Genomic DNA, 15107 nt, shown 5'->3' on the forward strand with positions numbered 1-15107 from the left:
GCCCGGCATCGTGAGGTGACCCGCTCGCCTTTAACACAAACATTCATATGAATAGCGATTTTTCTTGTTTAGGTTCGGGAGCGACATGCGCCAACATCGAGACGGTGATCATGAGGGCCGTGTCCGATGTGTCAGATCTTTGGCGTCAACAGTCTCCATCCCATCGCTCCCAACTATCTGCTGCGCGGGTTCTTCTGCCGTGGTGGCGGTACCAGCGACCACAAGGATGGCTGGGGCATCGCCTATCGTGCGGAAGATGGTCAGCCGCATCTGAAGGTGTACGCCTCCAGCGCATTCCGCTGCCGACATGCCCATCTGCTGGCCGGCGGCAGCACACGCTCGCGCAATCTCATGGCCCATATCCGCAAGGCCACCGTCGGTGCCGTGGAAGATGCCAACAGCCACCCGTTCACGCGCACGCTGTGGGGAAAGCGCTTTTTCTTTGCCCACAACGGCGATCTCAAGGATTTTGCCCCCGACATTGATGGCCGCTTCCACACCTTTGGCAATACCGACAGCGAGCAGGCTTTCGCCTCGATCTTCACCCGGCTCGTTGCACGCTTTGGCGATACCGCACCGCCCCTGTCGGCGATGTTTGAAGCGCTGAAAGAGCTGTCGACCGACATTGCCCGTCACGGCACCTTCAATTTCATCCTGACCGTGGACGACTTCATGTTTGTCCACGCCACCACCGATCTGCACTGGGCGGCCCATACCCCCGACACGGCCGGGGTACACCTGATCGACTGCAACGAGCATGTCGATACCCGGGCCCTGCACTGTGAAGGCGAACGCTTTGTCATCGTCGCCACGCATCCCATCACCGAAGGGCATGACTGGCAGCGCTTTGACAAGGGAGAGCTGGCGCTGTTTCACGCCGGTCGTCGCCTGACCCATGCAGACGACATGGATGCCGAATGGCGCCATGACGCCCTGCCGATACCGGCAGTGAGTGCCTGATCGGCGCAGGCGTCATCACTACAAGGGGCGCGAAAGCGTCGCTGATGCCAGCCGCTCCTCTGCCTTCGAGCCGCCGACCCGGTGACAGGGCCGAGCGCTCTTTCGCAGCCTGTCTTTCTCATCCTGCGTATCCGTGCCCCTCTGTTTTTCCATTTGATCCTCTAAAAACCGCCAGCGCCATTCATCAGTTCCCCCGTCCGTTCAGGGTGGGGGGCAGGCCCATGCTGTGATCTCACACCTTGATCCAATTTGTGTTTACCGGAAATGCGACCAGGCTGTCATAACGGGAACATCATTAAGCGGTAAACAAGTTTGTCCGAATAACGACAAGCGCAAGGGAGAGCGACATGGGAACATCTTCAGGAAATGACCATCGGCGCGATGTCGCGTTGTTACTGGTCGGGGCGCTGGTCGCGCTGGTGGGCCTTGCCATGACCATCGGCGGCGCCTGGCTGGCCATCGTCGGCGGCTCCTGGTATTACCTGCTGGCCGGCATCGGCATGCTGCTGTCCGGAGGACTTTTGATCATGCAGCGCCGCGCCGGGGTAGTGCTCTACGCGGTGGTCTTTATCGGCTCGCTGATCTGGGCGGCCTGGGAGTCGGGACTGGATTACTGGCGCTGGATCCCGCGTATGGACGTGATCCTGATCCTGGGCATTCTGGTCGCTCTGGTGGCGTACAAAACGTCTGACAGTGCGTCGCGTCGCGCCTCGTTTGTCACCGCCGGCGGGCTGACGCTGGTGCTGGCCGGTGCCGGTGCGCTGGCCTTTTTGCCGCATAATTTCTCGCACTCCGGTGACGTGCCCGGGCCGCAGTCGGCGTCGCTTGCCACGAATACCGGCAACGCCCAGCCTGCCGATCAGCCGGCGCGCGGCGACTGGGCCGCTTACGGCGGCGACAATGCCGCCACCCGCTATACCTCGCTGGATCAAATCACCCCCGACAACGTCAGCCAGCTCGAACCGGCCTGGACCTATCGTACCGGGGATCTGCTTGATCATCGCTGGGGCGCCGAGACCACGCCGCTGAAGGTCGGCGACAGCGTCTATCTGTGCACCTCGCGCAACATCCTGATCTCGCTGGACGCCGCCACCGGTGAAGAGCGCTGGCGCCATGACCCGCAGGTCTCGGAAGACGCCATCCCCTACACGGCCGCCTGCCGCGGCGTGACGTACTATCAGGTGCCGGAGAACGCCCCGGCACAGGATGAAAGCATCGATACGAACCGTCCGGCGGCCCCGGGCGACGACAGCGCCGTGGGCTCTGATGACCGATCAGACACTACCGTTGCAGAGGCCTCGTCGAATGACACCGCGCAGCAGTGCCGCACGCGCATTTTCTCGGGCACGCTGGATGGTCGCATCATTGCCGTGGATGCCGATACGGGCCAGCCCTGTACCGACTTTGGCGACAACGGCCAGGTCGATATCAAACAGAACATGGGCGAGACACCGCCGGGCTATGTCTCCATCAACTCGGCGCCGGTGATCGTCGATAACGTGCTGGTGACCGGCCATCAGGTGCTCGACGGTCAGCGTCGCTATCCGCCCTCCGGTGTGATCAAAGGCTATAACGCCGTGACCGGTGAACTCGAGTGGGCCTGGGATGCCGGCCGCCCGGATCAAAGCGAACCACTCAGCGGCGATGACACCTACGTGCGCGGATCCCCCAACATGTGGACCACCGCCGTGGGCGACAACCAGCTGGGGCTGGTCTATCTGCCGATGGCCAACTCGGCGGCGGACTACTGGAGCAGCTCGCGCACGCCGGCCGAGAATGAATGGGCCAGCTCGCTGGTGGCGCTGGATGTCACGACCGGACTGCCGAAGTGGAAATTCCAGACCGCGCACAAGGATGTCTGGGACTACGATCCCGGCTCACAGCCGACCCTGATCGACTTTCCTACCGACAATGGCCGCGTGCCGGCGGTGGTCATGCCGACCAAGCAGGGCGGCATCTATGTCTTTGATCGGCGCAGCGGCGAACTGCTTGGCGGCGGCGCCGAGGAGCGTCCGGTCCCGCAGGGCGGCGTGGAGCCCGAGCAGCGCTCGAAAACCCAGCCCTACTCGCTCTATCACACCCTGCAACAGCCCGAGCTGACCGAGCGCGACATGTGGGGCATGTCGCCCTTTGATCAGATGTTCTGTCGCATCCAGTTCCAGAACGCCAGCTATGAGGGCATGTACACACCGCCCACCGCCGATCGCCACTGGGTCGAATACACCGGCTACAACGGCGGCTCGGACTGGGGCAGCATCGCAATCGACCCCAACCGCGGCGTGCTGATCGCCAACTACAACGACATGCCCAACTACAACATTCTGGTACCGCGCGAGAAGGCCAACGAGTACGGCTGGAAACCGCGCGAGGAGATGGCAAGCGACGACGGCGGTGCCGAAGGCGCGGGCGACCCGCAGGCCAACACGCCCTACGCCGTCAACGTCAACGCCGGCTGGCGCGTGCCCTTCACCGGTCTGCTCTGCAAGGAGCCGCCCTACGGTCATATCCGCGCCGTCGATGTGGCCTCCGGCAACACGCTGTGGGACCGCCCGCTGGGCACCGCACGCGCCAACGGCCCCTGGGGGATCCGCTCGGGCCTGCCGATCAACATCGGCACGCCCAACAACGGCGGCTCGGCCGTCACCGCCGGCGGCCTGATCTTCATTGCCGCGGCGACCGACGATCTGATTCGGGCCATCGACATCGAAAGCGGTGAAACGCTCTGGAGCGCGCCGCTACCGGCCGGTGGCCAGGCCAATCCGCTGGTGTATGAAGCCAACGGCCGCGAGTATCTGATGATCGTCGCCACCGGCCACCACTTCATGGAAACGCCGTCGGGGGATTACGTGCTGACGTACGCGCTGCCGGAGTAAGTGATGCAGTGCTTTCGTGACCATCAAAAGCCCGGCATTTGCCGGGCTTTTTGATATCGGTGCAAGGCGGACCGGATTTACTCTGACAGTTTGAGCAAAATAGCGCTCAAAAAAGTCGGGAGCTGTTTACCTTGAGCGTTATTTTGCTCAATATCGTGTTTCTGGTTTCACAATGAGCATTTTTTTGCTCAATGAGGGCGCCATGCTGCTGACGCTTCAAATCTTTCATCACGATCAATGGCACGACGCGGCCACTCTGACATTGTCAGCACCTGAAAAAGGGCGCAGCGGCACCGCCACGCTGGGCTATGACCAGCAGTACGCCGTGGCATGGATGGAACAGGATGATGAGTGCGCCTGTGGCATCAACTACCCGGTGCGCCTGATGGAGCAGTTTCATGCCTCTCCGTGGTTCGCCTTTATCGATGACATCATGCCGGCCGGCGCCAGCCGCCGTTACTGGATCGCGCAGCTGGGCATCGAACATCTCTCCACCGGCGCGCAGGATGCTGAACTGCTACGACACGGCACCATCGCGCCGGTTGGGAATCTGCGTATCAAGGAAGCAGTGCCGACAAGACCCGAGACCGGCCAGCTGACCCGGCTACGCTTTCCGGTACGCGATGTGGTTGAACGCCATACGGATTTTCTTGAATACGCCCAGCAAATGGGCGCCGCCAGTGGCGGCGCGACCGGCGCGGGCGGGGAAGCACCCAAGCTGATACTGCGCTGTAACGACAACGATGAGGTGTGGATCGATACCTGGCAGGACGATCCGCTCTGCCAGGATCATCATTACCTGGTCAAGTTTCCGAGAAACCGCAGGGCTGCCATCGATTGCGATATTTTGCGCGCCGAGTACCACTTCTATCAGGAGCTGGCCGCCCTTGGGATGAACACCATCGAGACCCGCACCATGCGACTGGAAGAGGGCACGCGGTATCCCTCTCTGTGGCTGCCGCGCTTTGATGTCGCCTTCCAGAACGGTCGACGAACCCTGTTCGGGCTCGAATCCCTCTATTCGATCATGGAAAAAGGTCCTGGCGCTGCGCTCAACATGTTTGACGTGATCGAGACATTGATCGAGCGGCTCGGTCAGCAATATCGCGTCACGGAAGCCGGCGCGGACTTCGAGGCCGCCCCTGTCGTCATTGAGCTGGTCAAACGGGACCTTTTGAACGTGGTCTTTGGCAACTCCGATAACCATGGCCGCAATACGGCGCTCATCAAGCGCCCGGACGGTATGACCCTGGCGCCCATCTACGATTTTGCCCCGATGAAAGCCGACCCCGAGGGGGTGATCCGCACCACCCGCTGGGGAGCACCGTACGAAGAGGGCGGCCACTTCGACTGGCAGGCGATCGCACGGGCGCTGTCGCATCATGTCCCGGAGGACACCATGATCGATGAGCTGCGAGCGCTGGCCAGGCAACTGCTCGGCCTCGAACAGCGGCTGGCCACCCGCGGCGTACCGGAATCGATTCTGACACACCCCGCGATCGGTCTGGCCCGGCTGGATCAACGCCTTGAGCAGTGGGGGCTGACATGACACAACCCCTGACGTCGGCCGAGCGCGAAACACTGCTATTGGAGATGGTCGAGCAGCTCTTGATCGGGAAAACCACACCCGGCGCCGTGCTCAAAAAACTGCGCCGTGAGGTACTGGGCATGAACCAGACCGAATACGCAGCACTTGCCAGTATCAGCCGCCGCACGCTTTCCGATATCGAAACCGACAAGGGCAGCCCATCGCTGGCGCTGCTGAACCGCGCCTTTCGCCCTTTCGGGCTGACCGTCGGCCTCCTGCCGCGCAGCCCGGCGCTGCGAAAGCGGCTTTTAAAGCGGGATCAGTCGTCCTGACACCAGCGGTCTGATGATCGTGGCCATCACTTTATGGAAACGCCGGCGGGAGATTACGCCCTGACCTATGTGCTGCCGGAGTAAGTAATCTAATCCCTTAATAACAATAAAAACCCGGCATTGCCGGGCTTTTTTAATTTAGATTCGATGAGGTTAAGGATTCAATCCAAGATATATATTTCTTCTTCATAAAATCACAATTGATATTTCAATGTGCCCTGTGTAAAACCTCATCAATGGCTACATGAATATCTCTCGGATTGCCTTTCTCAATGGTTGTCATAACAAATAAAGCCTGACCATTGGAAGCCTTTGCCCATTGCTGGCCAATAAGGTTTTTCTCGCGTGAATCACGATTTTCCTCCGGAGTGCGGTCTTTACCTTTGTATTCGACAGCAAGCAGACGGTCATCATCAAGAAGGGCGACAAAGTCTGGATAGAACTTATCGGTGGAAGTTGGTAGCGAAAATGAATTGGGGTGCCTGCTGACGTTACGCGTCCAGTATTTTACTTTTGGATGCGAATCGATCATGAAAGCACACTGTTCTTCCTCGCCGTTGACCTTCTTGGAATCAAAGATGGGCACAGCGTCGGGCCCCATGAAGTGCTTTTTGAAGCGATAGGTGCCGCGATATTTCGGAACACCGGCATACATATCATCGAAAAAGGTAAAGCCTTGGTCGAAAGAGACCTCAATATGGGCGCTTGGCCCGAACAGGCTGGCTTGGTAAACCTTCTTACGCTCCGCTAGGCGGAGAGCATGTATTTTTTCAGACAGCTTGCGAGCGAGAATAAATTTGCAGCGCATCAGTTGCGATAAGCTTATCTCGCGGTCACGTGTTAGATAAGTTACAACGTCACTTAGCCAAGCCAGTAGTTCAGTTTGGCTCAGCCATGGTGTGCGTATTTTGCGATCCAGCCATTGCACTAGGCTGTTTGGAGTCCAGTCGTCTACTTCGACGTTCATGGAGAGCTGTCCAGCGACATCGCCAGAGCCAATGATCACACGATTGCCGTCCAGATCAATTTCAAATGTGTTCGTGGTATCCACGATACTAAACTCGGACGCGTCCAAGCGAGCCGGATGATCAGCAAGCAACCACTCATGCTGTTCCATGAGAATATCTGTGTCACCAAGCACCAATTCTCCCTGCATACTGGCCATCAAACGAGGCAGCGTGAAGGTTTCTCCTTTCTGTGAGGGCGGTATCTCGTGCTGGTGCTTAGCATGATGCTCGTTGATGCGTTGTTGAAGCTGAGGTTTAAGAGATTCAGGGGTATAGCTGATCAATGTGTCGGTTTCTTCGGGCTTGAGGAAACCTTTGACTTCCACGTGGCTCTTGCCGCTCTCATCAAAAGTCACTTGTACTTTCAACGGCACGGCCGTATTCATTTTGCGGGCTTCTTCTTCGCTAGCCTGAATAGCGGCCTTCATTGTCGGGACAGGCTGAGGCTGTCGACCAAACAAGCCATCATCCAGACCGAGCTGCTCGGCTTCGATATTGTCTTCCGCTTCGCTCTCTTCAAAGCCCATATCTACGAGTTTATCGCGTAGGCTATGAGCCGCTTCAGAAAAGTGTTTTGAGACCAGCTTGGCGTAGGATTTATTCAGCGCTTTTTCTCTACGCTTCTGTGCATAAGGCATGCGAAGCACACGGCCAAGAAGCTGCTCGGCATCGGTGGAGCTACGAATATTTGCCACCGAGCAAAAAACATAAGCAAACGAGCAGTCCCAGCCTTCCTTGAGCGCTTCGATCGTAATGACATACTCGATAGGGCAATCAGGTCTAAACAGGTTGATGCCGTCTAATTCGCGTTGTGCACCAGTGGCTACTGCAATTTTAGTGGGATCGATATTCTCATTGTCGATCAGATGCTGCTTTAGCACCTCTACGGTAACTTCTTCGCCCTTTTTTTGTGCCTGAAAGAGCACGATAGGACGAATATAAGCGTCTCGGTCGCGCTCAGCATGTTCTTGCAGCTCGGCGCGCTTCAAAATGGCCGAGTTAACCGCACCTTGCCATGTCTCGGCCTCGTCCAGAACCACGGGCATTTTTATCATCTCTTCATCTCTCAGCTCCTGAGCGGTCACTGAGTGAAGCAGATTATTAAATCCCTTAGGTGTGGCGGTAAATTCGATGAGTGCCGTTGGATTGATACGCTCATAAACTTCTTGGCTGAGTTGGGAACCTGCCTTATGGGCTTCATCCATAATCACCAGTGGTTGGTGCAGGCGCATCAAATTAGCGAAACTGAACTTGATATTGCCCTTCTCGGTGCGCTCTAGTTCCGGCGTTTGCGGAGAAACCGTCGAGAAGTGTGGCTCCATTTCTTCGTTATGTGCATAGACTTTTCGCCCATCGGTATTGCTTACACGCAGCGTTTGTACTGTGCCGACGACTACACAGAGATTAGAGCGCAGGTCATGCGGCTTGATCTGAGTAAAATCGCCGATATCAAAGATTCGAACGCGCCCTCCAAATGCCTCGTCCAGCGCTTTTCGGTAAGGATGTCGAGGGTTTTTAAGGGCCTCCGCCGTTTGAGTACGAATGGTATTGGTGGGAACAAGCCACAACACCAAGGGGAGGTCCTTCTCTACCCAAGCGTCTTTAGCGATACCGATCGAGTGAGCAGCAAGAATTGTTTTACCGCCACCGGTGGGTAGGCGTAGGCACACATAAGGCGTGTCTGGCAGCGTTTTAATCGGTTTATATTTTGCTGAGTAACCTCGGAGCCGCGCCGCTATTTCAGGCTTTTCGGTAATTTTTTTGTACGCCTCTTGCGGGCCAATCACCCGCGCCTCTTCCAGGTAGGCTTTCAACGTATCGAGTGAGGCTTGTTGATAACTCTTTAGCTTCATGTCCGCGCCTTAACATCGTAAGGAGTTTGCTTGAACTCGATCTTCTCAGCGCTAAGCGTTGCCTCTGAAAGCATGGTGCGCTCGCCATAAATGGTCATGGGACCTTCAAAAATGCCCTGCGCAGCACGAATTACGGCTAACGTCTTTCGAGTCAGTACGTTTCCATTGGCAGCAGCTTTGTCCCCAAGAATGCCGTTGTATAAGAGGGCATACCCATGGCCATTATGGCTGCCAAGGAACGGTGTTTGGTCATGCGGCTTTGCCCATGATGTATTGGTTTCGGTAAACCAGATATGCGCTGCCAGCACCGGGAATTTTATGTCGGGCTGAATTTGACCATCTTCCGTAAAAACGGGCGGGCCAAGCTTATAAAAACGAAAGCCACCGCCGCCCTGCCAATTCTGCGCTTCAGAAATGCCGCCTGGTTCGCCATCAACGACTTGTTTGAGCCTGGGAACACAGTGTGTGACGGCGTGCTCGCCCATTTCAATGCCGATATATCGACGGCCCATTTTGTGAGCCACAGCCGCGGTGGTGCCGGAGCCAAGAAAGCTATCAAGTACGAGTTCGCCGGGGTTTGATGCTATCTGTAGTACGCGCTGAATCAGTCGTTCTGGTTTTGGAGTGTCAGCAGTATTGCTGCCACCAAATATTTTTATACTTTCTTTTTTTGACTCGTCTGTATGTCCAGCATCATCGTGTGGCCACCATGTCCAAGGCACGACTCCAGAAACTTCCGATAGATAGCGGATTACACTCGGCGCTGCATCTCCATTTTTACCCCAGAATATTTTATTATCAGCCAATTTTTTTTTGAACTCTTCTTCAACCATCGACCAGCAGCGCCCATCTGGTGGGTAATGAACTTTCCCATTAGGTGCGACTATTTTGTACATTTGATTCGGACGATAGCCTTGCGCAGTCATTGGAAGCCCGCGCCACCTCTTTGCGGGATCAGTTTCACGGGGGTCATCAGGATTTTTATAAACTTTTGCCTGCTTTTCATCTAGGGGGATTCTGTTAGCTCTAGCTCTAAACAGCGTTTCGTTTTTTACGTAAACGAGTATGTGCTCATGTGCATCACCTAAAACTCCGCGATTTTCACGCGAGTAGCGCTTTTGCCACACTACATTCGCTAGAAAGCCCTTTCGCCCAAAAACTTCGTCCATAATGACTTTAAGGTAATGGCTTTCTCGGTCATCAATGCTTATCCATATAGAACCATCCTCAGCTAGCAGCTCACGCAGTAGCTCTAGTCGGGGCCACACCATGGCCAACCATTTGGAATGTTCTAGGTTGTCATCGTAGTGCTCAAAAGCGGAGCCAGTGTTGTAGGGTGGATCGATATAGATGCATTTAACCTGCCCCGCGTAATAAGGCAGTAGTGCCTTCAGAGCGTCGAGATTATCGCCTTGGATGAGCATGTTTCCTGAATTCTGATCACCATAGCCAAGCTCGTGATCCTCTTCCATTAAGCGATAGGGCACCTTCTCAGCGGCGCGTACGTCTTCGTCTCGGGTTAACCATCGCAGTATAGGCATCGATTGAAATCTACCTTTATAAGCCATTTTCGATGGCTATTAATTACAAGTGAAAATGAGGAACAGCTTAAAAGGATTGAAAGCGAACTGTATAAATCTCAACAACTCTAAATAAGAACTTATCCGTATTAAATTCTTTTATTCCTGCTTTTTTCTACTTGATCGTCTTCTTCGCCGCCAGCACCTTGGGCTTCATCATCTCCGCCACGGCCTGAAACACCGGCACCACCACCGAGTTACCGAACTGGCGATAGGCCTGGGTGTCGGAGACAGGAATCACGAAGCGCCGCTCGCCGGGGGCATCAAAGCCCATCAGGCGCGCACATTCATGCGGCGTCAGGCGGCGTGGGCGGTTTTGCAGGTTGTCGGGGGCGTCAAAGGCCAGCGCGTCATTGAAGCCACGGTCGACGAGAATCTCCGAGCCGTCCTTGTGATAGCGCGCGGACAGCGTGCGGGCGACGTCCTCTGCCCGGGTCAGGCCGAAGCCGAAGCCGTTGCCTTTTTCCCTGTGCTTTCTGGCGTACTGGTAGAGGTAGTGCCAGAGTTTCGGTGTGAGCACGTACTTGTCATCGACATCACATTCCAGCAGCTCACCGAAGGTGGGCCGGTGCGCAGGATAATGCGCGCTGATATCGCGCAGGGTGAAGCCCTCATGCACGTTCAGGTCGCGACGAAAGCCGACCAGTACGATGCGCTCGCGGTGCTGGGGCACGAAGTGGCGGGCGTCGATCACCTTGGGGTCTCGGCCCTTCGGGGCGTCCACATCGGCGACGTCATAGCCCAGCTCATCGAGCGCCTCACAGATCACGCGAAAGGTCTTGCCCTGGTCGTGGCTTTTGAGGTTCTTGACGTTTTCCAGCACGAAGGCGGGCGGACGGCGCGCGGCGATGATGCGCGCCACGTCGAAAAAGAGCGTGCCCTGGGCGTCACACTCGAAGCCGTGCTTGCGCCCCAGCGCGTTTTTCTTGGAGACGCCGGCCAGCGAGAAGGGCTGGCAGGGAAAGCCCGCCAGCAGCACGTCGTGCTCGGGGATCTGCTCGCGAATATGGGCGTAGGCGGTCTCTTCATCGATGTCGTCTCGCGCGGAGAGGGTCACATCACGAATGTCTTCGTTGAAGCGGTGAGTCTGCGGGTCGCAGTAGTGGTTCGCCTTGTAGGTGCGTACCGCGTACTTGTTCCATTCGGAAGTGAACACACACTCACCACCGACCGCTTCAAACCCCTGACGGATGCCACCGATGCCAGCGAACAGATCGATAAAGGTGAACTCGGCCCGGTGCTGATGCGACGGCGGCGCGGGCAGCAGGGTGATCAGTACCCGCCGCTCGGCGTCACTGAGAGGGGATGGCTCGGCCGCCTTGAGATGACGAGTCAGCGCCTCGTGGGTCCAGTGAGCACTCACTTCATAGAGCTTTCCGGCCACCGCGCGACGATCAAAGATCTCCAGCACCCGGGAAAGCAGCGCCGCATCCTCCAGCGCGTCATAGGGGCAGGCGCCGGACGGGAGACGTTCGGTTTCAAGTTCCGGGGGCAGCAGTTGCGGTGAAAGCAGAGTCATGGGTGCTCGCGGGTCAGGGTCATCACGGGGGAGGCCATTGTAGGGTGCTGGACTTCGTTACCGCCAGGCCCTGGCGTCACACCAGCGTCCCGGGGACCATCGTCTCGCGTCGCGCCAGACAGAAGGCGACGAAACGCTCGATCAAGGGGCTTCGATATTTATCGCGATGCAGGACCAGGCTGAACTCGCGGGTCATCTCCAGATCAATCGGGATCTCGACCAGCCGCCCGTCGCGCAGGGCGTGGCGCACCTCGAGCGCCGACACGCAGGTCAGCCCCAGCCCGACCGATGCGGCGTTGATGATGGCCTCGGCCGAGTTGATCTCCATCCCCAGTCGCCATTGCGGCAATCCGGGCGCGATAAAACGCATGAACTGCTCGCGCGTGCCCGACCCCGGTTCGCGCAGCAGCCAGTCATGCTCGGCCAGCTCGGAGAGCTCGACACGACGGCGCCGGGCCAGCGGATGGTCCGGAGAGGCCACCACCCGCATGTGATCATGACACCAGGGCAAAACGTCAAAGCGCTCATCGACGATGCGCCCCTCGATCATGCCGATATCCAGCTCGAACGATTCCAGCGCCTGACAGATGGCCGCGCTGTTGGCGATCGTCACACGCTGATCGCGATGACCGGTCTCGAGACGAAAATCGTTCAGCAGTGCGGGCAGAAGCTGATGGCCGATCGTATAACTGGCCCCCACCTGCAGCTGTCCGCCCGGCGTGTCGTGATCAAAGAGCCGTTCGATGGCCTGGCTGCGCGCCAGCAGCTCATCCGCCATGGGCAGCAGTCGGCGGCCCTGATCATTGAGGTGCAGACGGTTGCGATGGCGATCAAACAGCGTCCGGCCGCACTGCTTTTCCAGCTCCGACAGCGCCACGCTCACGGCCGGTTTGGTCAGAAACAGCGAGGCTGCCGCCGCGGTCAACGTTCGCTCCCGAGCGACTGCCAGAAACACCTCCAGCTGGCGAAGGGTAAGCCGCATGAGGCCTCCACAATCGTTAGATTCTGTTTAACGTTGGGTGATAAAAGTTAAAATATAACGATAGCGCGAACGGCCATAAAATACCCTCATCATCCTTGAGGAGCACCGCCATGGCCCTTTGGTTACAGCACTGCCGGACAGCGCCGACGCCGATGGCCGGTCTGGCGCTGGGTATCGCCAGCCTGGGCTGGAGCTGGGAGAGCTTCGCCCCTCTGGGCGGCATGGCACAGCTGGGCGGCGCGCTCGTGGCCTCCATGCTGCTGCTGATACTCATCACTCGAGTCGTCTGTGACCCGCGATCGCTGCTGGTGGATCTGGCCCATCCGGTGGTGGGCAGTGTCGTGCCCACCTTTGCCATGGCGCTGATGGTCATCTCGAAAAGCGCCGGGCAGTGGCTCACACCGGCGGTCGGCATCACGCTGTGGCTGGTCGGGGTGGCGCTTCACCTGAGTTTTCTGGTGGCTTTCATCCAGCATCGCCTCAGGGTCTTTGAACTGCACCATATGGTGCCGGCCTGGTTTGTGCCGCCGGTCGGTATCATCGTGGCCGATGTGGCCTTCCCGGGCGTGGCCGCACTGCATCCGCTGGCCCTGGGGCTGCTGTATATGGGCATGGTGTTGTATGCCGTGTTGCTGCCGGTAATGGTGTATCGGCTGCTGTTTGCCGATGAGATTCCTGAGCCGGCCAAACCGACCATTGCCATCATGGCGGCCCCCGCCAGCCTGTCGCTGGCCGGGTATCTGACGGTGGTCGAGGCACCGTCTTCATGGCTTGTGGCGCTGCTGGGCGGCCTTGCCGTATTGATGACGCTGGTGATCTATCTGGCCTTTTTCAGGCTGCTGCGGCTGCCCTTCAGCCCGGGCTACGCCGCCTTTACCTTTCCCATGGTCATTGGCGCGACGGCGCTGGCCAAAACCGCCGACTGGATGGCCCACCAGGGGGTTGATTCTCGCGGCATTGCGATCGTTCACGGGCTGGCCACGCTGGAAGTGATCGTGGCCACCGTCATCGTGGGCTACGTCAGCCTGCGCTATCTCGGCGCCAGTGGGTACTTCCGGCGCCACGGCGCCGCGCTTCGGGCCAGCTGACCCTTAACCGGCCTGCTCGGCGTCCTCTCGCTTGGCGGTCTTGTGGCGCTCCTCGTTCATGCCCAGTTTCCAGTAGCTGGAGATGTACAGATCGCTTCTGGCCACCTCACGCTCGACCTTGAAGTAGTGGCGCAGCCTGCGCATGGCGGAGAACTCACACGCTGCCCAGACGGCGGGGCGGCCGTCTTGCCAGTAGATCCCGCGCACCGCATTGATCAGCACGTCACTATTCTCGCCCGGGTGTTCGTTGATGACCCAGTGCAGCTGGATGCCGTCAGGTTTATCCAGCGGCTGAACCTCGGCCTCGCTCAATACCTCGATCACGGCATGCCCGCGGGCGTGGGCGGGCAGGTTTTCCAGATTGTCGCTGATCGCCGGCAGGGCGGTCATGTCCCCGGCGAGCAGATACCAGTCGGCCGTTTGATCAACGCGCTTGCGTGGGCCGGGCCCGCCGATCTCGAGGGTATCGCCCGGCACGGCCTGTTCGACCCACTGCGCCGCCGGGCCGCCGTCCTCGTGCAGCACAAGGTCCACATCAATGGCGTCTTTTCGCTGGGCGCGCACGGTATAGGTACGCATCAGCGACGTGCCATCGTTGCGGGTAAACATCAGCTTGATGTAGGTGCCGGCCTGATCCTCGGGGAAGGTGACCATGCCGTCGCCGCCAAGCGTGACGCGCAGCATGTGCGGGGTAATCAGGGTCTTGTCGAGGACGGTAAACACGCGGGGGGTGGGGCGGCTCATGGGCTCTCCTGTGGACGATCGAGCTGTTCGGTCATGGCATTGACGGTCCTGATAAAGGCGCTGGCCTGATCGTCGCTCAGGGCTGCCGTCATCTGTGCATCGCAGGCCTGCTCGATGGCGTTGATACGCTCATGCAGGGCTCGGCCGTCATTACTGAGACGCAGATGCGCGGCGCGGCTGTCGCTCGGATGCGGATGGCGCTCGACGAGCCCTTCACGCTCCAGTTCGCGGGTGACACGGGTGATCAGCCCCTTGTCCTGCAGTAGTGCCTCGGCCAGCTCACGGGCCATTACACCCTGATGGCCGCCGATCTCTCGCAGAACGCGCAGATGGGACAGCGGCAGGGTGATCCCGGCCTTGAGATAGCGCTCGCGCAGGGCACGCTTGTAGACGTGTAACAGCCCGAAAAGGGCGTGACCGGCAGAAGACATGACACATGACCGTCAATGAAAGGGATGCTCGATACGATCCGCCCAATGGTTGATAGTGTCAACTATATCAAGCATCGCAGTGACGCCGTGAGTCTGCATCAACGGCGTTATCTCTCGCTTCGTATACTTTATCTCTCGCTTCGCAGAAGGCGCTGACCGCACGCAAAAATGCCCGCCTCCTGGAAGAGGGCGGGCATTGTCTGAAAAGCC

At 58.3% G+C, this 15107-nt stretch carries 11 protein-coding genes; 5 read left to right on the top strand and 6 right to left on the bottom strand.

Going from position 1 to position 15107, the window contains the following annotated elements; genetic code table 11:
- Positions 1-126: 126 nt before the first annotated feature.
- The 4 genes from BM079_RS08245 (at position 127) to BM079_RS08260 (ending at position 5693) form a co-directional block, all read left to right on the top strand.
- Entirely contained in the window at positions 127-960 is an 834-nt protein-coding gene (locus tag BM079_RS08245; RefSeq protein ID WP_090132835.1) for a class II glutamine amidotransferase, read from the top strand.
- A 347-nt stretch (positions 961-1307) separates the two neighbouring features.
- Complete coding sequence (locus BM079_RS08250; protein ID WP_090132840.1) at positions 1308-3833, top strand: membrane-bound PQQ-dependent dehydrogenase, glucose/quinate/shikimate family; 2526 nt, start codon at positions 1308-1310, stop codon at positions 3831-3833.
- Positions 3834-4005: 172 nt separating this feature from the next.
- Entirely contained in the window at positions 4006-5382 is a 1377-nt protein-coding gene (locus BM079_RS08255) for a type II toxin-antitoxin system HipA family toxin (RefSeq protein WP_245742876.1), read from the top strand.
- Positions 5379-5693 (top strand): helix-turn-helix transcriptional regulator, encoded by a 315-nt coding sequence (locus tag BM079_RS08260; protein ID WP_090132842.1) that lies wholly within the window; start codon positions 5379-5381, stop codon positions 5691-5693. The genes BM079_RS08255 and BM079_RS08260 overlap by 4 nt, the downstream gene beginning before the upstream one ends.
- 208 nt (positions 5694-5901) lie before the next feature.
- Here the strand turns inward: BM079_RS08260 and BM079_RS08265 are convergent, their stop codons facing one another.
- The 4 genes from BM079_RS08265 to BM079_RS08280 all read right to left on the bottom strand — a co-directional run bounded on the left by BM079_RS08265 (position 5902) and on the right by BM079_RS08280 (position 12634).
- Positions 5902-8553 carry a DEAD/DEAH box helicase gene (locus BM079_RS08265; protein ID WP_090132844.1) on the bottom strand — a complete coding sequence of 884 codons (2652 nt, stop codon included), beginning with the start codon at positions 8551-8553 and terminating at the stop codon, positions 5902-5904.
- The gene (locus tag BM079_RS08270; protein ID WP_245742877.1) at positions 8550-10025 is read right to left on the bottom strand and encodes a site-specific DNA-methyltransferase; all 1476 of its coding nucleotides are present in this window, start codon (positions 10023-10025) and stop codon (positions 8550-8552) included. The genes BM079_RS08265 and BM079_RS08270 overlap by 4 nt, the downstream gene beginning before the upstream one ends.
- Positions 10026-10248: 223 nt before the next feature.
- The gene (dcm, locus tag BM079_RS08275; RefSeq protein ID WP_090132848.1) at positions 10249-11652 is read right to left on the bottom strand and encodes a DNA (cytosine-5-)-methyltransferase; all 1404 of its coding nucleotides are present in this window, start codon (positions 11650-11652) and stop codon (positions 10249-10251) included.
- Positions 11653-11728: 76 nt separating this feature from the next.
- Positions 11729-12634, bottom strand: a complete 906-nt coding sequence (locus BM079_RS08280; RefSeq protein WP_090132849.1) for a LysR family transcriptional regulator — start codon at positions 12632-12634, stop codon at positions 11729-11731.
- A 110-nt stretch (positions 12635-12744) separates the two neighbouring features.
- Between BM079_RS08280 and BM079_RS08285 the strand changes: the two genes are divergently transcribed.
- Positions 12745-13722: a TDT family transporter gene (locus BM079_RS08285; RefSeq protein ID WP_090132851.1), complete on the top strand. Its 978-nt coding sequence runs from the start codon at positions 12745-12747 to the stop codon at positions 13720-13722.
- 3 nt (positions 13723-13725) lie between these two features.
- On the opposite strand, the gene BM079_RS08290 is transcribed toward BM079_RS08285, so the two are convergent.
- The gene (locus tag BM079_RS08290) at positions 13726-14466 is read right to left on the bottom strand and encodes a siderophore-interacting protein (protein WP_090132853.1); all 741 of its coding nucleotides are present in this window, start codon (positions 14464-14466) and stop codon (positions 13726-13728) included.
- Positions 14463-14897 (bottom strand): MarR family winged helix-turn-helix transcriptional regulator, encoded by a 435-nt coding sequence (locus BM079_RS08295; RefSeq protein WP_090132855.1) that lies wholly within the window; start codon positions 14895-14897, stop codon positions 14463-14465. The genes BM079_RS08290 and BM079_RS08295 overlap by 4 nt, the downstream gene beginning before the upstream one ends.
- Between the last annotated feature and the right edge of the window lie 210 nt (positions 14898-15107).

Source organism: Kushneria avicenniae (assembly GCF_900112585.1).
GTDB classification, from domain to species: Bacteria; Pseudomonadota; Gammaproteobacteria; order Pseudomonadales; family Halomonadaceae; genus Kushneria; species Kushneria avicenniae.